This window comes from Kitasatospora sp. NPDC028961, from assembly GCF_055564815.1.
Genome location: NZ_JBVHVO010000008.1, coordinates 266,734 through 289,366 on the forward strand (window position 1 = coordinate 266,734; position 22,633 = coordinate 289,366).

At 75.9% G+C, this 22,633-nt stretch carries 8 protein-coding genes; 5 read left to right on the forward strand and 3 right to left on the reverse strand.

What is annotated here, in order from left to right:
• Window positions 1-14: 14 nt before the first annotated feature.
• The 5 genes from ACZ4UX_RS17980 to ACZ4UX_RS18000 are packed head-to-tail and all read left to right on the forward strand — an operon-like array spanning window position 15 to window position 7,484.
• A complete protein-coding gene (locus tag ACZ4UX_RS17980) occupies window positions 15-2,351 on the forward strand; it encodes a lantibiotic dehydratase (RefSeq protein WP_465707365.1) in 2,337 nt (778 codons plus the stop codon).
• The gene (locus tag ACZ4UX_RS17985) at window positions 2,348-3,874 is read left to right on the forward strand and encodes an amino acid adenylation domain-containing protein (protein WP_465707366.1); all 1,527 of its coding nucleotides are present in this window, start codon (window positions 2,348-2,350) and stop codon (window positions 3,872-3,874) included. Before ACZ4UX_RS17980 ends, ACZ4UX_RS17985 begins: the two co-directional genes overlap by 4 nt.
• On the forward strand, window positions 3,871-4,848 hold the full coding sequence (locus ACZ4UX_RS17990) for a threonine ammonia-lyase (protein WP_359803969.1): 978 nt from the start codon (window positions 3,871-3,873) through the stop codon (window positions 4,846-4,848). Before ACZ4UX_RS17985 ends, ACZ4UX_RS17990 begins: the two co-directional genes overlap by 4 nt.
• A 57-nt stretch (window positions 4,849-4,905) precedes the next feature.
• Window positions 4,906-5,166, forward strand: a complete 261-nt coding sequence (locus ACZ4UX_RS17995; RefSeq protein WP_329486317.1) for a phosphopantetheine-binding protein — start codon at window positions 4,906-4,908, stop codon at window positions 5,164-5,166.
• 11 nt (window positions 5,167-5,177) lie between these two features.
• On the forward strand, window positions 5,178-7,484 hold the full coding sequence (locus ACZ4UX_RS18000) for a lantibiotic dehydratase (protein WP_465707367.1): 2,307 nt from the start codon (window positions 5,178-5,180) through the stop codon (window positions 7,482-7,484).
• Window positions 7,485-7,886: 402 nt separating this feature from the next.
• Here ACZ4UX_RS18000 and ACZ4UX_RS18005 read toward each other — a convergent pair whose 3' ends face one another.
• Genes ACZ4UX_RS18005 through ACZ4UX_RS18015 form a run of 3 tightly spaced genes read right to left on the reverse strand, consistent with a single transcriptional unit; the run spans window position 7,887 to window position 22,511 of the window.
• Window positions 7,887-15,110, reverse strand: a complete 7,224-nt coding sequence (locus tag ACZ4UX_RS18005; protein WP_465707368.1) for an amino acid adenylation domain-containing protein — start codon at window positions 15,108-15,110, stop codon at window positions 7,887-7,889.
• Window positions 15,107-21,595 (reverse strand): amino acid adenylation domain-containing protein, encoded by a 6,489-nt coding sequence (locus tag ACZ4UX_RS18010; protein WP_465707369.1) that lies wholly within the window; start codon window positions 21,593-21,595, stop codon window positions 15,107-15,109. The genes ACZ4UX_RS18005 and ACZ4UX_RS18010 overlap by 4 nt, the downstream gene beginning before the upstream one ends.
• Entirely contained in the window at window positions 21,582-22,511 is a 930-nt protein-coding gene (locus ACZ4UX_RS18015; RefSeq protein ID WP_380389387.1) for a TauD/TfdA family dioxygenase, read from the reverse strand. The genes ACZ4UX_RS18010 and ACZ4UX_RS18015 overlap by 14 nt, the downstream gene beginning before the upstream one ends.
• Window positions 22,512-22,633: the final 122 nt, after the last annotated feature.

The window sequence follows — 22,633 nt, forward strand, 5'->3', positions numbered from 1 at the left end:
GAGGTAGCTCAGCAATGTCCGACACCATACGAATGCCCGGCGGTGGGTGGCGCCTGTGGCCGCACTTCGCACTCCGCGGGCCGGGCTTCCCCGCCGCCGGGGTGCTCCGGCTGGCGCCGGAGGGCCTGGCGACGGCCGCCGACAAGTTCACCCCCGGCGAGGTACCGGCGAAGGCCGACTGGGAGGCCTTCGAGGAGGCCTTCACCGCGGCCGCCGTGCAGACCGCGCGGGACCTCCAGGAGATCGCCGCCTCGGGACCGTTCCGGGCCGCGGTGGCCTGGCAGAACCGGGCGGTGCTGGGCACCGGCATCAAGTCGTTCCTCGACTGGACGCCGTCCGCCGAGGGCCGCACCAGCATGCCGCGCCAGCGCGAGGAGCTGGTCGCCCACTACTGGCAGCGGTTCTGCGTCAAGAACGACACCATCGGCTTCTTCGGCCCGGTCGGCTGGGGCACCTTCGACACCGACCGGCGCGGCGTCGAGGTCCACCCCGGCACCGGCCTGGTCGCCGACTCCCAGGTGTACTTCTCCAGTTGGTCGATGGACGCGCTGGCCAAGGCGATCGACCGGGACCCCCGGGTCCGCGACTGGACGCCGCCGCGCCCGGTGCCGTTCGTCCGGGCCGCCGAGGGCACCGTGCTGGTGCCCGGCCGCCCGCCGCTGCCGGTCTCCGAGGCCGCGCTCGCCGTCTTCCGGCTCTGCGACGGCCGCCGGACCCCGGCCGGGATCGCCGAACTGGCCGGCCGGGAGCTCGGCCGGCCGCTGCCCGCCGCGGAAGTCACCGCCGCGCTGGAGTGGCTGGTCGCCCGCCGGCTGGTGCTGTGGAAGCTCGACGTCCCGGCCGGCACCTACCCGGAGCGGGAACTGCGGGCCATGCTCGACCGCATCGGCGACGCCGAGGTGCGCGAACCCGCGCTGGCCCGGCTGGCGGTCCTCGAGGAGGGCCGCGACCGGGTGCAGCGGGCCGGCACCGACCCCGAGGAGCTGACCGCCGCCCTCGCCGCGCTGGAGGGCGCCTTCGCCGAGATCACCGAGGTCGCGGCGGTCCGCGAGAAGGGCGCCCGGACGGCGCCCAACCGCGCCCTGGTCTACTCCGACACCCGCCGCTCCGCCACCGCCACCGTGGGCACCGCCGTCCTGGAACAGCTCGCCCCGCTGGAGCTGTGCATGACCGCCGCCCGCTGGATGACCAACCGGTACGCGGAGGCGGTCGGCGAGCGCATCCGCACCGCCTACCGCGCCCTGCGCGAGCGCGGCGGCGGCGGCCCGGTCGACCTCGGCTCGCTCTGGTTCGCCTGCCTGCCCGCCCCGCACCCGGAGTCGATCGCCGACATCGACCGGATCCAGGCCGACCTGCGCGAGCGCTGGCGGCGGATCATCGACGCGCCGGACGGCGCCCGGCGGGTCCACCTCGCCGCCGCGGACATCGCCGAGCAGGTCCACGAGGCGTTCCCGGAGGGCGGCCGGGGCTGGTCGCTCAGCCGGTACATCAGCCCCGACCTGATGATCATCGCCGAGGACCTCGACGCCGTCGGGCGCGGCGAGTTCGAGCTCGTGATCGGCGAGCTGCACGTCGCGATGAACACCCTCGGGCAGTCCCTCTTCGTCCACCAGCACCCGGACCGCGAGCAGCTGATCGACGAGACCAGCCGCGACTTCCCCGGCCCGCGCCTGCTCCCGATGCTGCCCAAGGAGCTGCCGCTCAAGTGGTCCGCCCGCAGCCGGCAGGCGCTCGGACGGCCGCAGGACCACTACGTCGCCCTCACCGACCACACCTCCGACCCGCACCGCCCGCGCACCGTGCGCTCCGGCGACGTCCTGGTGGAGGAGCGCGACGACCGGCTGGCCGCCGTACTGCCCGACGGCTCCGAGTTCGAACTGCTCGACGTCTTCTGCCACGCGCTCACCAACCGCGTGATGGACCGCTTCACCCTGCGCTCGGACGGCGACCACTCGCCGCGGATCACCATCGACTCCACCGTGGTCGCCCGGGAGACCTGGCGCTTCGCCGGAGCCGCCCTGGACTTCGCGGACGAGAAGACCGAGGCCCGGCGGTTCGTCCGGGCCCGGCAGTGGCGGGACGCCCACGAGCTGCCCCGCTTCGTCTTCGTGGTCTCCCCCACCGAGCCCCGGCCGTTCTTCGTCGACTTCGACAGCCCGGTCTACGTCACCATCCTCGCCAAGGCCGCCCGCCGGCTCGCCCGCAAGGACCCGGACGCCCGCCTGACCGTCAGCGAGATGCTCCCCACGCCCGAACAGGCCTGGCTCACCGACGACCAGGGGCAGCGCTACACCTCCGAACTGCGCCTCGTCGCCGTCGACCGGACCACCGGGACGGAGGAGCCGGCATGAGCACCCCCGCCGGGGCCACCTTCGTCGACGCCATCCGGGCGCACGCCGACCGCGCACCGCAGGCCCCCGCCCTGCTGACCCCCGGCGGACCGGTCGGCTACGGCGAACTCGCCGAGCGGATCGACCGGCTGGCCGCCCACCTGGCCGCCCACGGCCTCGGGCCGGAACGGGTCTGCGCGGTGGCGCTGCCGCCCGGCGCCGACGCCGTGGTGGCGATCGCCGCGGTCGTCCGCACCGGCGGGGCGTTCCTCGCCCTGGACACCGAACTGCCCGACGGGCGGCTCGCCGCGCTCGCCGCCGGCGGCGCGGCGGCGCAGCTGCTCACCACCGCGGCCCTGGCCGACCGCCTCGGCCCGCTCGTCGGCGCGCCCGCCCTGCTGCTCGACCGGCTGCCCGCCGACCCGCCGGCCGCCCCCGCGTTCCCCGCCCCGCACCCGCGTTCGCTCGCGTACGTCAGCCACACCTCCGGCTCGACCGGAGCGCCCAACCCGGTGCTGATCGAGCACCACGGCCTCGACACCTACCTGCGCGCCGTCGCCCGCGACAACCACCTCGGCCCCGGCACCGTCACCCTCCAACTCGCCCCGCCCGGCTACGACGCCTCGATCCGGGACACCTTCGCCCCGCTGACCGCCGGCGGCTGCGTCGTCCTCGTCGACCGCTCGCGCCTGCTGCGCGCCGAGGCGTTCGCCGACACCGTCGCCGAGTACGGCGTCGACACCGTCCTCAGCACCACCCCGTCCTTCCTGACCTTCCTCTCCCAGCACCCGCGCGCCGCCGAACGGCTGCGCTCCTTGCGGCTGCTCTGCTCCAGCGGCGAGTCGCTGCGCCCGTTCCTCGCCGCCGGCGGCCGCGCCCTGGTCGGCGGCCGGCTGGTCAACCAGTACGGGCCCACCGAGTGCACCATGACCTCCACCCGCTACGAGGTGCCGGCCGACCCGGACACCGCCACCGACACCGTCGGCACCCCGATCGAGGGCACCGTCGTACGGCTGCTCGACCCGCAGGGCCGCGAAGTCCCGGGCGGCCAGGTCGGCGAGGTGCACATCGGCGGCGCCGGGGTGGCCCGCGGCTACGGCGGACTGCCCGGCCTGACGGCCGACCGCTTCCCGCCCGACCCGCACGGCCCGCCCGGCACCCGGCTGTACCGGACCGGCGACCTCGCCCGGCGCGGCCCCGACGGCACCCTCGACTACCTCGGCCGGGCGGACCGCCAGCTCAAGATCCGCGGCCACCGGGTCGACCCGGCCGAGATCGAGGGCGCCCTGCTCACCCACCCCGACGTCACCGGCGCCGTGGTGACCGCCGAGACCGACGACCGGGGCCGGACCTGGCTCGACGCCCACGTCACCGGCCCGCTCGCCGCCACCCCCGACGCCCGGCTGCGCGCCCACCTCGCGCTCACCCTGCCGCCGCACATGATGCCCCGGCGCTTCACCCGGCTGGAGCGGCTGCCCGTGACGCACAGCGGCAAGACCGACCGCCGCGCCCTGCGCGCGCCCGTGCCGGAGGCCGTCGCGTGACGGCCGCCGACACCCGGCCGCTGACCGGTCTCGCCACCGACACCGGCCTGCCCGGGCCGGCCGACGTCCTGGCCGCCGCCGAGCGCATCGCCCCGCACGTGCGGCACACCCCGCTGCTGCGCCACGACACCCTTCCCGGCCTGCTCGTCAAGGCCGAACACCTGCAGCACAGCGGGTCGTTCAAGCTGCGCGGCGCGGCCAACGCGATGCTCGCGCTCGGCGCCGACGAGGTGGTCGCCGGCTCCTCCGGCAACCACGGCATCGCGGTGGCCACCCTGGGCCGGATGCTCGGCGTCCGGGTCACCGTGGTGATGGCCGCCGGCGCCGCCGAGGCCAAGGAGCGGGCGATCCGGGCGCTCGGCGGCCGGGTCCTGCGGGTGCCCGGCGGGGTCGCCGAACGCGACCGCCACGCCAGGGACCTCGCCGCCCGCACCGGCGCCGCGCTGGTGCCCTCCTCCGACCACGGACTCGTGATCGCCGGTCAGGGCACCGTCGGCCTGGAGGTGTTCCGGGACGCCCCCGACCTTGACGCGATCTTCGTCCCGGTCGGCGGCGGCGGCCTGCTGGCCGGCGTCCTGCTGGCGGCCGCCCGGCTGCCGAGGCCGGTGCGTGTCATCGGCGTCGAGCCCGAACGGGCCCGCCGCTACGCCCGCTCGATGGCCGCCGGCGAACCGGTCGAGCTGCCGCCCAGCGACACCGTCGCGGACGGGCTGCGCGGCCAGCGGCCCGGTGAGCTGACCTTCCCGATCGTCCGGCGGCGGGTCGACGACCTGATCGGCGTCGACGACGCGGCGGTGCTGCGCGCCATGGACCTGCTGCACCGCGCCGGCATCGCCGCCGAACCCAGCGGCGCTGCCGCGCTGGCCGGCGCGCTGGGCTCCGGCGCCCTGCGGCCCGGCGCGGCGGGCCGCACCGCGGTCGTCGTCTCCGGCGGCAACTCCGCCGCCGTGCTGGCCGCCGCCGCGGCGCGCTGAGCGCCCCGCGCCCCCTCCCGTTCCCCGTACACCCCACCCCTTTCGGAAGGACCCACCATGACCACCATCGACACCGCCGAACTCGCCGGGCAGATCGCCGGCTTCTACCGCGAGACGCTCGGCGACGACAGCCTGGACACCGACAGCGACTTCTTCGAGGCCGGCGGCGACTCGCTCGCCGCCTTCCAGATCGTCGACCGGCTCCAGGAGCTGGTCGGCGCCGAGATCGCCGTCGCCCTGGTCTTCACCTACCCGTCCCCCGCGGAGCTCGCGGAGGTCGTCGTCGACGACCTGTCCCTCGCTCCCGCCTCGGCCTAGGGGGCACCGGCATGCACGAGGAATCCGTCTCCCTGAGCGGCCGGTGGCGGCTGTGGGACCAGGTCGCGGTGCGCGGCCCGGGGTTCCCGGCCGATGGGGTGCTCCGGCTGGCGCCGGAGGGCCTGGCGGCGGCCGCGGACAAGTTCGGGGCCCGGGACAAGCTCTCCGGGGCCGCCTGGCAGGCCTTCGAGGAGGAGTTCACGCAGTCCGCCGCCCGGGCGGCGGAGAACGCGCAGGAGATCGCCGCCTCCGGGTCGTTCCGCGCGGCGGTCGCCTGGCAGAACCGCGGGGTGCTGGACTCGGCGATCCGGCCGTTCCTCAACTGGTCGCCCGCGACCGAGGGCCGGACCTTCAAGCAGCGCCAGCGCGAGGAGCTGGTCGCCCACTACTGGCAGCGGTTCTGCGTCAAGAACGACACCATCGGCTTCTTCGGCCCGGTCGGCTGGGGCGCCTTCGACACCGACCGGCCCGGCATCACCATGGACCCGGGCACCGGGCTGATCGCCTCCTCGGAGGTCTTCTGGTCCAGCTGGTCGATGGACGCGCTGGCCCGCGAGATCGGCGCCGACCCGGCGGTACGCGTCTGGACGGCGCCCCGCCGGGTGCCCTTCGTCCGGCTGGAGGAGGACGCGGTACGCGTCCCCGGCCGCCCGCCGCGCCCGGTGGAGCCGGAGACGCTGCGGGTGCTGCGGCTCTGCGACGGCACCCGCACAGCCCACGCCATCCAGCAGGAGACCGGCCCGGGGACCGACGTCCCCGCGCTCCTCGACGAGCTGGTCCGGCGGCGCTGGATCACCTGGCAGCTCGACCTCCCCGCCGACATCCGGCCGGACCGCCGGCTCCGGACCGCCCTGGAGCGGATCGGCGAACCCGCCGTGCGCGCCGAGGCGCTCGCCCGGCTCGACGAGCTGGAGCGCGCCGGCGAGGCCGTCCGGGCCGCGGCCGACGACCCCGAGCGCCTGGTGGCCGCCCTCACCGAGGTCGAGCAGACCTTCCAGCGGGTGACCGACGCGGCCGCCAAGCGCGAGAAGAGCGGCACCACGGCGCCCGGTCGCGCGGTGGTCTACCAGGACTGCCGGCGTGCGGCCCACGTGACGCTCGGCAGCCGGGTCCTGGAGGCGCTCGCCCCGCTCGAACTGCTGATGGACGGCGCCGCCTGGCTCGCCGCCGCGCTGGCCGCCCGGGTGTCGGAGCGGGTCGCCGCGGTGTTCGGGAAGCTGCGCGCCGAGACCGACGCCCACCGCCCGGTGGACCTCGCCACCTTCTGGTTCGCCTGCATGCCCGTGCTGCACGGCGCGGCGGGGGCCGACGCCGCCGAGCTGCAGGCCGAGTTCGAACGCCGCTGGCAGCGGATCCTGCCGTCCACGGAGGGCGTGCGCCGGGTCAACGTCGCGGGCGCCGACCTCGCCGACCTCGCCGACCGGGTGGCGGAGGCCTTCGGGCCGGCCACCGCCGCGGGCTGGACCGCCGCCCGGTACATCAGCCCGGACATGATGATCGCGGCGGAGGACACCGCGGCGATCGACCGCGGCGAGTTCGAACTCGCCCTGGGCGAGCTGCACCTGGCCTCGAACACGCTCGGCAACGAGCTGTTCGTCAACCAGCACCCGGACCGCCGGGAGCTGTTCGACCGGACCGACCGCGACCACCCGGCGCCGCGGCTGATGCCGCTGCTGCCGAAGGAGCACAAGGCCCGGCTCTCCGCCCGGATCCGGCACGCGCTGGTCCGCCCGCAGGACTACCAGGTCGCCCTGCTCGACAACACGGCCGACCCGCACCGCGACCGGACGGCGCCGAGCGCCGACGCCGTGGTGGAGCAGCGGGACGGCCGGCTGACCGTGGTGCTGCCGGACGGCGCCGTGTTCCCGGCCGTCGAGGTCTTCTCGCACGTGCTGACCACCCTGGTGATGGACCGCTTCCGGCTGCTGCCGGAGGCCGACCACTCCCCCCGGATCACCATCGACAAGATGGTGGTGGCCCGGGAGACCTGGCGGTTCGTCGGCTCCACGCTGGACTTCGCGGACGAGAAGACCGAGCCGCGCCGGTTCGTCCGGGCCCGGCACTGGCAGGACGCGAACGAGCTGCCCCGCTTCGTCTTCGTGGTCTCCCCCACCGAACCGCGGCCGTTCTTCGTCGACTTCGACAGCCCGGTCTACGTCAACATCCTCGCCAAGGCCGCCCGCCGGCTGGCCCGCAAGGACCCGGACGCCCGGCTCACCGTCACCGAGATGTTCCCCACGCCGGAGCAGGCCTGGCTCACCGACGACCAGGGCCGCCGCTACACCTCCGAACTGCGCCTCGTCGCGGTGACCGACTGACCCACCCGCACCACCCCAGCAGCACCCCAGCACCACCGACCCGGGCCGGGCTCCCCCAAGGAGCCCGGCCCGGGTCGTCGGCGTGCCCGGCCGACGCGGGGCACCGCGCGCGGCCGTCCCACGCGGGCTGTCGGGAACCGGGGCGGGGCCGGGGGCGGGGTGTACCCGGCCCGCCGCCGAGGCCGGCCCCCGAGGGTCGGCTCCCGGAGCGCCGGGGACTGGGCGCCGGGGACTGGGCGCCCGGGGGCGGGACCTCACCCCGGTGGAGCGACCGCGGCGGCGGCCCACCCCGCCCCGCGCCGGCGGGCGGAGGCCGTCCGGGCCCGGCCCGGACACGGCGAAACCGCGAGGGCGGGGGCGCTGTGTGCGCCCCCGCCCTCGCGGTGGTTCCCTCCCCCGGGGTCAGCCGGTGCTCGCTCCGCCGTCGGCGAGGACCGCGGTGATCGTCTCGGCCAGGCGGCCGAGGTGGGGCGGCTTCATGACGCCGAAGTGGTCGCCGGGGATCCGGTGCAGGGCGACGTCGCCGGTGAGCTCCTGCCAGCGGGTCAGGTACTCCCCGAAGTCCTGCCCGGAGGCCACCTCGTGCTTGCCGTCGGCGAGTTCGTCGCTGGCGATCAGGTGCAGCCGGCCGGGATAGGGGCGGTGACGGTAGGTCAGGCACATCTCCATGACCTCGCGCCACATCCGGGCGGAGGGCAGCCAGACCTCGCCGGCGCCGTGTTCCGGCAGCACGATCCCGACCTCGGGGTCGACGTCGTCCACCAGGTGTTCGAGCAGCGCCAGGGTCTCCCCGCGGAGCGCCGAGGTGTCCTGCCCGGCCGGGGCGGCGGCCAGTTCGGTCAGCTTCGCCACGCAGCTCTCGATCAGCCGGTACTCCTTCCACAGCTCGGGCCGCTCGTGGTTGTCCAGCCCCGGGTCGAGCAGGACGAAGGTGACCTCCTCGCCCTCGGCGGTGAGCCGGTGGGCCAGCTCGCTGGCGATGCCGCTGCCGCCGCACCAGCCGAACAGCCGGTACGGGCCCTGCGGGGCGGCGGCCCGCAGTTCGGCCAGGTAGCGCTCGGCCATCTGCTCGGTGGAGGGGACGGGCTGCCCGTTCTCGGCCTGGAGGCCGGGCCAGGCGAAGGCCGCGACCGGCTGGTCCGGGTCGAGGTACGGCACCAGCGGGCGGTACCAGTGGGCGCTGCCGCCGCCGGGGTGCACGCAGAACAGGGGTGGCCTGCCGCCTTCCCGGCGGAGCCAGACCAGCGCCTCCACCGGCTCGCCGGCCGCCGCCGCGTCGACGGCCGCCGCCAGCCCGGCGACGGTCGGGTCCGCCACGAACGAGCGCACGGTCAGGTCGATGCCGTGCCGCTCGCGCAGCAGGGCGGTGATGCGCAGGATGGCCAGCGAGTGGCCGCCGAGGAGGTAGAAGTCGTCGTCCACCCCGACCTGTTCGAGGCCGAGCACCTCGGCCCAGACCTCGGCGACGGCCCGCTCGGTGGCGGTGCGCGGCGCCGCGGAGCCGGCGGTCGGCGCGGGCCCGGAGGGCTCCGGGAGCGCGGCGCGGTCGATCTTGCCGTGGGCGGTGAGCGGGAGCGCGGGCAGTTCCACCCAGGCGCCGGGGACGAGGTAGTCGGGCACCCGCCGCCGGAGCTGCTCGCGCAGCACGGCGACGTCCAGCGGGCCGCTCCCGGGTTCCGGGACGACGTAGCCGACCAGGCGCTTCTGGCCGTCCGGTCCGGGGTGCACGGCCGCCGCGGCCGCCCGGACCGGCGCGAGGCCGCCGATCATGGCCTCCACCTCGGCGAGTTCCACCCGGTGGCCGCGGATCTTCACCTGGCTGTCGCGGCGGCCGACGAAGGACAGCGTCCCGTCGGGGTCGCGGCGGACGATGTCCCCGGTCCGGTAGAAGCGGGCGCCGGGGAGCTCGCCGGACGGGTCCGGCACGAAGCGGTCCGCGGTGAGGTCGGGGCGGCCGAGGTAGCCGCGGGCGAGCCCGGGGCCGCCGACCAGCAGTTCACCGGCCACGCCGAACGGCACCGGGTCGAGGTGGTCGTCGACCACCAGGACGCGGGTGTCGGTGATCGGCACGCCGATCGGCACCCCGCGGTCGGCGTCGGCCCCGGTCACCCCGCGCAGCGCCGTGCTGAAGGTGGTGCACTCGGTGGGTCCGTAGCCGTTGGTGAGCGCGACGCCGTGGCCGAGGGCGGTGCGCACGTGCGCGGGCGAGAGGGCGTCGCCGCCGGCCAGCACCTGCCGCACCCCGGCCAGCGCGGCCGGCTCGGTCTCCACCATGTGCTGGAACAGGCCGGCGGTGAGCCAGAGCAGCGTGACCCGGTGCCGGCGGAGCACCTCGGCCAGTTCGGCGGCGGTGGTCGCCCCGGGCGGGCAGACCGCCAGGCGGGCACCGTTGCCCAGCGCCCCCCAGACCTCCAGGGTGGAGGCGTCGAAGGCGAGCGGCGCGTGCAGCAGCAGCACCTGGCCGGGGTCGAGGTCGGCGTAGTTGGGGTCGTGCACCAGCCGGACCACGGCCCGGTGGGTGACCTGGACGCCCTTGGGCCGGCCGGTGGAGCCGGAGGTGTAGGTGACGTAGGCCAGGTTGTCGGGGTGGGTGCCCGCCTCGACCGGGGTCTCCGGCAGGACGGCGAGGCCGGTCCAGGCCGCGTCCAGCGGGACGCAGCGCAGGTCGGCGATCCGCGCGAGGCGGTCGGTGTCCTCCGGCCGGCAGATCACCACGTCGGCGCGGACGTCGTCCAGCACGAAGCCGATCCGGGCGTCCGGGTAGGCGGGGTCGAGCGGGACGTAGTAGCCGCCGGCCTTGAGCACGCCGAGCATGGCCAGCACCGCCTCGACGCCGCGGTCCAGGCAGATCGCGACCGGCGTCTCCGGGCCGACGCCCAGCCCGCGCAGCAGGTGGGCCAGCTGGTTGCTGCCGGTGTCCACCTCCCGGTAGGTGAGGCTCCGTTCGGCGTCCTCCAGGGCGATCGCGTCCGGGTCGGAGCGCTCCGCGACCAGCTCGGGCACGCAGACCTCGGGCAGCGGGCGGGTGGCGGGGGCGGTCGCGGCCGGGCGGTCCAGGCCGGGGGCCCGGAAGGCCTGCGGGTCGGCGTCGGCGTCCTCGGCCATCGCGGTGAGCACGGCGATGAAGGTCTCCCCGATCGCCGCCAGCCGCTCCCGGCCGACCCAGCCGGGGCGGCAGGTCATCCGCAGCTCGCCGGGGAAGGTCCAGACGTCGAAGGTGAACTCGTTCGGGCTGTGGTCGGTGACGGTGCCGATGTCCGACCGGTGCTCGTCGAGCACGTGGAAGTCCAGGTAGGCGAAGACCACCTCGACCAGTGGCTCGCCGCCGCCCCACTCGCGCTGCATCGCGGGCAGCGGGTAGCGGCGGTGCGGCCACAGGGCCAGCTCCTCGGCGAACACCGAGCGCACCAGCTCGCGCCAGCTCGGCGCCCGCAGGTCCACGGCGAACGGCACCGTGTTGAGGTACATGCCGCGGACCCGGTCGCCGCCCGGCAGTTCGGGCCGGCCGTTGGTCACCGCCCCGGCGAGGAACCGGCGCTGGCCGCTGAGCAGGCCGAGCACCTTCAGGTGGGCGGTGTAGAGGACGGTCTTGAGCGAGCTCTGGGTGTCGGCGGCGAGGCGGCGCAGCTTCGGCTCCAGCGCCGCCCAGGGCAGCCGCACCTCGGTGGCGGGCAGGTGCGCCTCGGCCGGGGCGGTGTCGGCGGGCAGCCGCAGCCGGTCGTGGCCGGTGATCCGGCCGCGCCAGAACTCCCGGTCCGCCGGGGAGGCCAGGGCGCGCTTCTCCAACTGGATGAAGTCGGCGTAGCGGACCTCCGGCGGCGCCGCGGCGGGGGCGCCGGTGCCGGCGGCCAGCTCCCGGTAGGCGGCGCGCAGTTCGCCGACGACGGAGTGGTGGCTCCAGCCGTCCAGGATGGCGTGGCATTCGACGTGGGTCAGCAGCCACTCCCGGTCGCCGACCAGGTGGGCGTGGTAGCGCAGCAGCGGGGCGCGTCCGACGTCGAACGGGGTGCGCTGGGCCTCGGCACGGAAGCGCCGGACGGCGGCCTGCTGCTCCTCGGCCGGCAGGTGGCGCAGGTCGTCCACGCCGATCTCCAGGTGCAGGTCGTCCGCCGCGTGCACCAGCTGGAGCGGTTCGGAGTACCCGGAGAGGTCGAAGGAGGTGCGCAGGATCTCGTGCCGCTCGATCAGCAGCCGGACCGCGCCGTTCAGCGCCTCGGCGGAGAACGGGCCGTCGTCGACGATCTGGAAGGTGCTGGCGTTCTGGTAGGTGTTGCGCTCGGGGTCGGCCAGCATCTCGTAGACCATGCCGACCTGGACCTGGCCCATCGGGTAGGCGTCGGCCAGGCCCTCGGGGAGGCGCTCGCGGTCGGCCGGGTCGAGCAGCTCGAACCGGCCCACCAGGGCGGTCTCGGCCGGCTCGGCGGCCGGCCGGTCGGCCGCCAGCGGGGCCAGCTCGGCGACGGTCTGGCGGGCGAAGACGTCCTGGACGGAGAGGGCGAGCCCCTGGTCGCGCAGCGCGCCGACGGCCCGGATGGCGCGCATCGAGTCGCCGCCGAGCTGGAAGAAGCCGTCGTGCACGCCGACCTTGTCGACGCCGAGGGCGGCGGCGAAGGCGTCCGCGAGGGTCTGTTCGAGGGCGCTGCGCGGGGCGACGAACGCGCCGACCAGCTCGGAGCGGGTCCGGTCGGGTGCGGGCAGCGCCTTGCGGTCGGTCTTGCCGCTGGGGGTCAGCGGCAGCGTCTCCAGCGTCGTCCAGTGCACCGGGCGCATGTGCTCCGGCAGCCGTCCGCGCAGGTGCTCGCGGGCCGCCTCGACGTCGGCCCCGGCCGGGACCAGGTAGCCGACCAGCTGGTCGTCGTGGACGGCGACGGCCGCGGCGGCGACGCCGGGGGCCTGCGCCAGGACCGCCTCGATCTCGCCGAGTTCGACCCGCTGGCCGCGGATCTTCACCTGGTGGTCGAGCCGGCCGAGGTACTCGATCTCTCCGTTCGCCCGGTACCGGGCGAGGTCGCCGGTGCGGTAGAGCCGGCCACCGGGCTCGGTGGCGAAGGGGTCGGGCACGAAGCGGTCGGCGGTGAGCTCCGCCCGGTTCAGGTAGCCGCGGGCCAACTGGACCCCGCCGAGCAGGAGTTCGCCCGGCACGCCGATCGGCTGCGGGCGCAGCGCGGCGTCCACGATGTAGGTGCGGGTGTTGGAGATCGGGCGGCCGATGGTGACCGGCCGGCCCGGCTCGCAGCGGATCGCGGTGACGTCGACGGCGGCCTCGGTGGGCCCGTACAGGTTGTGCAGTTCGCAGCCGATCCGCTCGTGCACGGCGGTGACCAGCTCGGCGGGCAGTGCCTCGCCGCTGCACACCATGCGGCGCAGCGAGGGCAGCGGCGGCAGCGGCTCGGCGAGGAAGGCCCGCAGCATCGACGGGACGAAGTGCAGGGTGGTGATCCGCTCGGTGCCGATCAGGTCGGCGAGGTAGGCCGGGTCGCGGTGGCCGCCGGGGCGGGCCAGGACCAGGGTCGCGCCGGTGATCAGCGGCCAGAAGAACTCCCAGACCGAGACGTCGAAGCTGTACGGGGTCTTCTGCAGCACCCGGTCGTCGGCGTCGAGCCCGTAGGCCTCCTGCATCCAGTGCAGCCGGTTGACGATGGCCCGGTGCTCGACCAGCACGCCCTTGGGGCGGCCGGTCGAACCCGAGGTGTAGATCAGGTAGGCCGGGTGCTCGGGCGCCGCCGCGAAGACCGGGTCGTGGCCCCAGCCGCCGGGCAGTTCGGCGGTGATGTCCACCAGGTGCGGGGCGCCGCCGGTCACCAGCGGGGTGAGCCCCGGGTCGGTGACGACGGCGAGGGCGCCGGAGTCGGCCAGCATGAAGGCGAGCCGGTCCGCCGGGTAGTCGGGGTCGAGCGGCAGGTACGCGCCGCCGGCCTTGAGCACCGCGAGCAGCGCGACCACCAGGTCGGCGCCGCGGTGCAGGCAGACGCCGACCACCGACTCGGGGCCGACGCCGAGCCGGCGCAGGTGGTGGGCGAGCTGGTTGGCCCGGACGTCCAGCTCGCGGTAGCTGAGCTCGGCGCCCTCGAACCGCAGGGCGGTGGCGTTCGGGGTGCGGGCGACCTGCGCCTCGAACAGCAGCGGCAGGGTGCCGGTGGGGTAGCCGCGGCCGGTGGCGTTCCAGCTGAGCAGCTGGCGCTCGCGCTCCTCCCGGGGGAGGATCTCCAGCTCGTCCAGCGGGGTGTCGGGCGCCGCGACGGCGTGCTCCAGCAGCTGGGCGAACTGGGCGGCGAACCGCTCGGCCGTCGCCCGGTCGAACAGCGCGGAGGCGTAGTTGACGCCGCCCGCGAGCGAGCCGTCCGGCTGGGCGGCCAGGCCGACGGTGAGGTCGAACTTGGCGGTGCTCTCGCCGACCGGCAGCCGCTCGACGGTCAGGCCGCCCATGGCCGCGGGCGTGGAGACGCCGGCGGCGTCCTGCCACAGCAGCATGGAGGAGAACAGCGGTGTGCGGGCGGGGTCGCGCTCGGGCGCCAGCTCCTCGACCAGGCGCTCGAACGGCACCTCCTGGTGGCCGTACGCGTCCAGGGCGGTCTCCCGGACCTGGGACAGCAGCTCGGCGAAGGTCCGCGGGCCGGCCAGGTCGACCCGGAGCACCAGGGTGTTGAGGAAGAGGCCGACGACGTCCTGCACCTCGGCGCGGTCGCGCCCGGCGACCGGGGAGCCGACGGCGACGTCGCGCTGCCCGCTCCAGCGGCCGAGCAGGACGGCGTGGGCGGCCAGCAGGGCCATGAAGGGGGTGGCGCCGTGGTCCCGGGCCAGCGCCGTCAGCCGTCCGGCGGTCGCGGCCGGGACGACCAGCGGCACCAGGGCGCCGGCCGCGTCGCGCACCGGCGGGCGGGGCCGGTCGGTGGGCAGCTCCAGCGGCGCCAGTCCGGCCAGCCGCTCGTTCCAGTGGTCGAGGCGGCGCCGGAGCGCCCCGTCGGAGAGCCGCTCGCGCTGCCACACGGCGTAGTCGGCGTACTGGACCGGCAGGTCCGGGGTGCGGGCCGGGCGCCCGGCGACGGCGTCGTCGTAGCGCTCGGCGAGTTCGCCGACCAGGAGGTCCTCGGACCAGCCGTCGCAGGCGATGTGGTGGACGGTCAGCAGGACGACGTGCTCCCGCGGGGCGAGCCGGGCCAGGACGGCGGACAGCACCGGGCCCTCGGCGAGGTCCACCGGACGGCGGGCGCCGGTGGCGAGGGCGGCCAGCCGGGCGTCGGCGGCGGCCCGGTCCAGGGTGCTCAGGTCCTCCTCGGTGAGCGGCACGCCGCTCGGCGCGTCGACCACCTGGACGGGTTCGCCGTCGACCACCGGGTACCTGGTCCGCAGGACTTCGTGGCGGTGCTGGATCCCGTCGAGCGCGGTCCGCAGCGCGGCCCGGTCGAGGGGGCCGGTCAGCCGCAGCGAGGCCGTCACCAGGTACTCGGTGCTGCCGGGCTGGAGCCGGTCGAGGATCCAGAGGCGGCGCTGGGCGAAGGAGAGCGGCAGCGGGCCGCCGCGCGGTGCCCGGCCGATGCCCTCGGCCGGGGCGGTGCCCGCCCGGCCGGCGAGGCGCCGGCGCAGCAGCTCCTGCCGCAGCCGGGTGCGGTCCGTGGTGTCGGTCATCGGTGCCCCTCCTCGGCGAGCAGGCCCGCCACTTCCTCGTCGGTGAGCGCGGTGATCTCGGCCTCGACGGCGTCGGTCACCGCCTCGGTGAGCCGGGCCACCGTGGTGGCCTCGAACAGCAGGCGCAGCGGCAGCTCGACGGCGAACGTCTCGCGGAGCCGGGCCAGGACCCGGGTGGCCAGCAGCGAGTGGCCGCCCAGGGCGAAGAAGTCGTCCTGGACGCCGATCCGCTCGACGCCCAGCACCTCGCCCCAGATCGCGGCGACCGCCTCCTCGGCGGGGTCGCGCGGGGCCAGGTGCTCGCGGGCCCCGCCGGCCAGGGCGGCGGAGGCGTCGGGCAGTGCCTTGCGGTCGACCTTCTTGCTGGCGGTCAGCGGGAGCACGTCGAGCGGCACCCACAGCGCGGGGATCATGTACTCGGGGAGCAGCGCCCGCAGGTGGCCGCGGAGTTCGGCCACGTCCGGCATCGGGCTGCCGGGCCGGGCCACCAGGTAGGCGGCCAGCCGGCGTTCGCCGGGGGCGGTCTCCGGGGCGGTCACCACCGCCTCCTGGAGGGCGGGGTGGCGGGCCAGCGCCGCCTCGATCTCGCCGAGTTCGATGCGCAGGCCGCGGACCTTGACCTGCTGGTCGATCCGGCCGAGGAACTCGATGGTGCCGTCCGGCCGGTGACGGGCGAGGTCGCCGGTCCGGTAGAGGCGCCCGCCCGGCTCGCCGCCGAAGGGGTCGGGCACGAAGCGCTCGGCGGTCAGCTCCGGGCGGCGGTGGTAGCCGCGGGCCAGCCGGACGCCGCCCAGGTACAGCTCGCCGGGGACGCCGACCGGGACGGGCCGCTGGTCGGCGTCGAGGATGTGCGCGCGGGTGCCGGGGACGGGCCGCCCGAGCGGCAGGGCCGAGGCCTCGTCGCCCTCCGCCGGCACCTCGGACACGGGGTGCAGCAGGCAGGTGACGGTGGCCTCGGTCGGGCCGTAGTTGCACAGGAAGCGGGCGGGCAGGCCGGTCTGCGCCCAGCGCCGCGCGTCCAGGCCGGTGACCACGTCGCTGCCGACGTTCATCAGCTTGAGCCCGCTCAGCAGGTGCAGGTCGGGGGACTCCAGGACGGCCCGGTAGTAGGACGGCGTGATCTCGACGACGGTGACGCCGTGCTCGGCGAGCCGGACCGGCAGCTCGGCCGGGGTCCAGAACACCGGGTCGGCGACCACGATGGTGGCGCCCGCGACCAGGGTGGCCGCGATCTGGTCCATCGCCACGTCGAAGGTGAGGGCGGAGAGCAGGACCACCCGCTCGCCGGGGGCGATGCCGTACTGGTCGGCGATCACCCGGCAGTGGTGGGCGTAGGAGCGGTGCTCGATCATGACGCCCTTGGGGCGGCCGGTCGAGCCGGAGGTGTAGATGACGTAGGCGAGGTTCTCCGGCCGGATCAGGACCGGCTCGGCCTCGGCGGCGGCGCTGTCGGTTCCGGCGGCGGTCCCGTCGTCGGTGGGGGTCCCGTCGTCGGTCCCGTCGGCGAGCACCACCCGGTGGGAGCCGGTCACCCGGTCGGCGAAGGCCCCGGTGGTGACCACGAGTTCCGGGCCGGCGTCGGCGAGCATGAACTCCAGCCGCTCGGCCGGGTGCTGCGGGTCGAACGGCACGTACGAGCCGCCGGCCTTCAGTACCGCGAGCAGCACCACGACCGCCTCGACGCCGCGCTCCAGGAGGGAGCCGACGATCGTCTCCGAGGTGACCCCGAGGGCCCGCAGCCGGGCCGCGAACCGGTCGGCCCGCGCGTCGAGTTCGGCGTAGCTCAGTCGCTGGTCGCCGAAGACCACGGCGACCGCGTCCGGGGTGCGCCGGGCCTGCCGGGCGAAGAGCTCGGGCACGCAGAGCCCGTGCTCCTCGACCGGGTCGAGCTCGGCGGCCCGCCCGCCGGCCGGGTCGGCCCAGCGGGTGAGGACGGTGTGCCGCTCCTCGTCGGTGAGCATGTCGAGGTCGCCGATCCGGGCCCCGGGGGCGGCGGTGACGCTGCCGATCAGGGTCAGGTAGTGGCCGGCCATCCGTTCGACGGTCGCCCGGTCGAAGAGCGCGGTCGCGTACTCGAACCAGCAGTACATCCGGCCGCCGCGTTCCTTGACGGTCACGGTGAGGTCGAACTTGGCGATCTCCAGGCCGGCCCGGACCGGCTCCACGGCGGCCGCGCCGAGCCGGGCGGGGACGCCGGCCAGGTGCTGGTGCTCGAACATGACCTGGAACAGCGGGTTGCGGGAGAGGTCCCGCTCCGGGCGCAGCGCGTCGACCAGGTGCTCGAACGGCACGTCCTGGTGGGCGAAGGCGTCGAGCACCGAGCCGCGGACGTGGTCCAGCAGGTCCGGGAAGGCCGGGTTGCCGGCCAGGTCGTTGCGGATCACCAGGTTGTTGGTGAAGAACCCGACGAGGTCCTCGGTCTCCTGGCGGGTCCGCCCGGCGACGGGGGTGCCGACCGCGAGGTCGTCGAGGCCGGTGTAGCGGTGCAGCATCACCTGGAAGACGGCGAGCAGCACCATGAACGGGGTCGCGCCGTGCCGGCCGGCCAGCTCGGTGACGGCCCGGCCGACCTCCGGCGCCACCTCGACGACCACGTTGGCGCCGCGCGAGTCGCGGACGGCCGAGCGGAGCCGGTCGGTGGGCAGCTCGACCGGCGTCAGGCCGCCCAGGCGGTCGCGCCAGTAGGCGAGCTGGTGGTCCAGCCGGCCGGCGTCCTGCTGCTCGCGCTGCCAGACGGCGAAGTCCGCGTACTGGACCGGCTCGGGGGCCGGCAGGGCCGGCGCGTCCTCGGTGAAGGACCGGTAGGCGAGGTCGAGTTCGCGCAGGTAGACGTTGGTCGACCAGGCGTCGAACGCGATGTGGTGCAGGGTGAGGACGAGCAGGTGGTCCTCGGGGGCGGTGCGGATCAGGGTCGCCCGCAGCGGGTGGCCCTGGGCCAGGTCGAACGGTGAGCGGGCCAGCTCGTCGACCAGGGCGCGGGCCCCTGCCTCGGCGTCCGGCCCGGCCGACAGGTCGGTCAGGGTGAAGTCGACCGGCCCGGCGGGGTCGACGACCTGGACGGGGTCGCCGCCCTCGGAGCGGTACCGGGTGCGCAGAACCTCGTGCCGGGCGGAGAGCGCGTCCAGCGCGCCGCGCAGCGCCGCGGTGTCGAGCGGGCCGGTCAGCCGCAGCGCCAGCGGGACGACGTACTCGTGGCTCCCGGGCTCCAGCTGGTCGAGGAACCACATCCGCTGCTGGCCGAAGGAGAGCGGCAGCGGGCGGTCCCGGCCGACGGGGCGGACGGCGTCCGCCGCGGTGTCGGGGCCGGTGGCCGAGGCGCCGTCGATCCGGGCGGCCAGCCCGGCGACGGTCGGCGCGTGGAACAGCTCGCCGACGGTCAGCTCGATGCCGAACGCGCGCCGCAGCCGCAGCACCAGCTTGATCGCGAGCAGCGAGTAGCCGCCGAGCAGGAAGAAGTCGTCGTGCGCGCCGACCCGTTCGACGTCCAGCACCTCGGCCATCAGTGCGGCGACGGTCCGCTCGGCGTCGGTGCGCGGGGCCTCCCAGGCCCGCGCGGCCGGGCGCTCCGGCTCGGCGGCGGGCAGCCGGCGGCGGTCCACCTTGCCGTTGGGCGTGAGCGGCAGCTCGTCGAGCTCGACCACGGCGGACGGCACCATGGCCTCCGGCAGCGCGGCGGCCAGCCGGGCGCGCAGCCCGTCCGGCTCGATCCGCGCCCCGGCGGCGGCCACCACGTAGGCGGTCAACCGGGTGTCGCCGGTGCCGGACCGGTGGGCGGCCACCACGGCGGCGGCCACCGACGGGTCGGTCGCCAGCAGCGCCTCGATCTCGCCGGGCTCGATCCGCACGCCGCCGATCTTGACCTGGTCGTCGACGCGTCCGACGTACTCCAGCGCGCCGTCCGCGCGGCGGCGCACCAGGTCGCCGGTGCGGTAGCGGCGGGCGCCGGGCACGGCGGCGAACGGGTCCGGGACGAACCGGTCGGCGGTGAGGTCGCCGCGGCCGGCGTAGCCGCGGGCCAGACCGATGCCGCCGACGCAGAGTTCGCCGACCACGCCGACCGGCACCAGACGGTCCTCGGCGTCCACCACGTAGGTGCGCACATTGGGCAGCGGCAGGCCGATCGGCACCTGCTCGCCGGGCTCGGCCGGGTCGTAGGGCCAGGCGGTGGAGTCGATCGCGCACTCGGTGGGGCCGTAGGTGTTGACCACCTCGACGTCGACGATCCGGCGCAGCCGGGCGCAGAGTTCGGCGGGCAGCGGCTCGCCCGCCGAGCAGACCACGCGCAGCGCGTCGCAGTCGGCCAGCGCCGGTTCGTCGAGCAGCAGGCGCAGCATCGAGGGCACGCCCTGGAGCACGGTGACGCGGTGCTCGGCGACGGCGCGGGCCATCACCGCCGGGTCGCGGTGGGCGTCCTGCGGGCCGGTGACCACGGTGGCGCCGCAGACCAGAGGGGAGAGGAACTCCCAGACCGCGGCGTCGAAGCCGATGGTGGTCTTCTGCAGCACCCGGTCACCGGGGCCGAGGCCGTAGCGCTCCACGGACCAGAGCACCCGGTTGCGGATCGCGGCCTCCGGGACGACGACGCCCTTGGGCCGGCCGGTGGAGCCGGAGGTGTACATCACGTACGCGGCCTCGGCGCCGGTGACGCCGGCGGGTTCGAGGTCCGCCGACGGCGCCCCCGCCGGGTCCTCGCCGCCCTCGCCGCCTTCGCCGCCCTCGCGGTCGAGGACGAGCGTGTTCGGGTGCGGCGGCAGCTGGCCGAGCAGGGACTCCTCGGTGACCAGCAGGCCCACCCCGGCGTCGGCGACCAGGTGGGCCAGCCGCTCGGCCGGCTGCTCCGGGGCCAGCGGCACGTAGACCCCGCCCGCGGTCAGCACCGCGAGCAGGGTGGCGACCAGGTCGGTGCCGCGGTGCAGGGCGACGCCGACGGCGCTCTCCCGGCCGACGCCGCGCGAGCGCAGCACCCCGGCGAGCCGCCGGACCCGGTCGGCGAGAGCGGCGTAGTCGGTCCGCCGCACGCCGGACACCACGGCGACCGCGTCCGGGGTGGCCAGTGCCTGGGCGAAGAACAGTTCGGCCAGCGACTGCCGCGGGCGCCCGGTCTCGGTGCGGTTCCAGCGGGCGAGGTCGGCCAGCTCCGCGTCGGGGACGGTCTCCAGCGTGTGGGCGGGGACCGCCGGGCGCTCGGCGATGCCCGCCAGCAGCCGCAGCAGGCTCGCCGCCATCCGCTCGATCCGGGCCCGGTCGAAGAGCGCGGTCGGGTAGATCAGCCGGGCCGCGAACGAGCCGTCGGGGAGCTCGGACAGGTGCAGCGAGAGGTCGAACGCGGAGTGCTCGGTGGCCGCCTCGACCTTGCTCACGTCGAGCCCGGGCAGCCGCAGCGGGCGGCGCTCGGCGTTGTGCAGCGCGAAGCCGACCTGGAACACCGGGTTGCGGGAGAGGTCGCGCTCGGGGGCGAGGTCGGCGACCACCCAGCCGAACGGCACGTCCTGGTGCTCGTAGGCGTCCAGGGTGGTCTCGCGGACCCGCGCCAGCAGGTCGAGGAAGGATCCCCGGCCGGACAGGTCGGTCCGCAGCACCAGCGTGTTGAGGAACATGCCGACCAGCGGCTCCAGGGCCACCTCGTCGCGGTCCGAGACCGAGACGCCGACGGCCACGTCGCGGGCGCCGGACCAGCGGGCGAGCAGCAGCTGGAACGCGGCCAGGTGCACCATGAACGGGGTCGCGCCGCCGTCCCGGCCGAGCGCGGCCAGTCGCTGCGCGAGCTCCGCCGGCACGGTGAACGGGACGCTGTCGCCGGCCGGGTCCCACTGCGCCGGGCGGCGGCGGTCGGTGGGCAGCTCCAGCGGTTCCAGGCCGGCCAGCCGCTCCCGCCAGTAGCCGCGCCGCCGCTCGGCCCGCTCGGGGGTGGCGGCCCAGGTGTCGCGCTGCCACTGCGCGAAGTCGGCGTACTGCACCGGGACGGGCTCCAGCGGCGACGGCCGCCCGGCCGCGAAGGCGTCGCAGAGCTCGTGCAGCTCGCGCGCCAGGATGCCCCAGGACCAGCCGTCGAAGGCGATGTGGTGGACGGTCACCAGCAGGACGGCCTCGTCCTCGGCGAACCGGGCCAGGGTCAGCCGCCAGGGCGCCCGGGCACGCAGGTCGATCGGGGCGCGCAACTCGGCGGCGTGCAGCTCGCGCACCCGCGCCTCGCGGCCGTCCGCCGGCACCCCGGTCAGGTCGAGCACGGCGAGCGGCACGGGGCCGGGCTCGTCGACGTACTGCACCCCGGTGCCGCCCTCGGTGCCGTAGCGCGAGCGCAGCACCTCGTGCCGCGCCGCGACCTCGGTGAACGCGGCCTCCAGCACCGGCAGGTCGAGCGGGCCGCGGATCCGGAACGCCTCGCACATCAGGTACTCGGTGGAGGCGCCGGAGCGCAGCTGGTCCAGGAACCACAGCTGCTCCTGGGCGTAGGAGAGCGGGAGTCCGCTGTCACCGGTGGGCATCGGACGCCTCCAGGAGCGAGTCGGGGCTGACGGCGGCCGAGTACGGCTCGGCCATGGCCACGGCGATCCGGCGCGGGCCGGTGAACGGCTCGCGGGCGTGCGCCGACAGCATGTTGTCCACCAGCAGGACGTCGTCCCGCTGCCAGTCGAAGCGGCGCCACTCGGCGCGGTAGCAGGCGCGCAGGTGCGCGATGACCTCGTCCGGCACCGGCCGGCCGTCGCCGTAGTAGGTGTTGGTCGGCAGCTGGGAGTCGTCGTACATCTCGCGCAGCGCCGAGCTCACCTCCTCGCCGAGCGTGGTCACGTGGAAGAAGGTGAGGTGGTTGAACCAGACCGTCTCGCCGGTCACCGGGTGGCGGTGCACCGCCCGGCGGCGGGCGCGGGTGCGCAGGCCGTCGGCGGTCCACTCGGTGGCGACGCCGTTGCGGGCGCAGTAGGCGTCGACCTCGGCGCGGTCGGAGGTGTTGAAGGCCTGCTGCCACGGCACGCCGAAGCCGTCCGAGAAGTTGCGCACCACCATCCAGCCGCGGGCGGCGAACTCCTCGCGGACGGCGGGGTCGATCGCCTCGTACACCCGGCGGGTGTCGGCGAGCGGGGTGGCGCCGAGCGTCTCCGGCGGCTCGACGCAGTGGAAGAACAGGGTCATCGGCCAGTCGGCCTGGTAGGAGTTCTCGTTGTGGAGGAAGATCTCCTCGCTCGGCGGGTAGTCGGTCGAGGTGTACACCTGCCCCTTGATGGTGCTGCGCGGCGAGGACCGCTCGGCGTAGGCCAGGGGCGAGCCGGACACCGCCCGCACCGCCGCCTCGAACCCGTCCACCCCGCCGACGCCGAACCCGCGCAGCAGGACCGCGCCGTGTTCGAGCAGCCGGCCGCGGACGAACGGTCGGGCGGCCGAGAGGTACTCGGCCAGGGGCATGCCGGGAGTGTCGGCCGGCACCGTCAGGGGGAGGACGGAGCCCGCGCCGTTCTCCCGGGGTCGGTCCGCCGGCGCGGGCCGTATGGAGGGGTTCGCAGTCATGCGCCTCAGCGTCGTCGCCC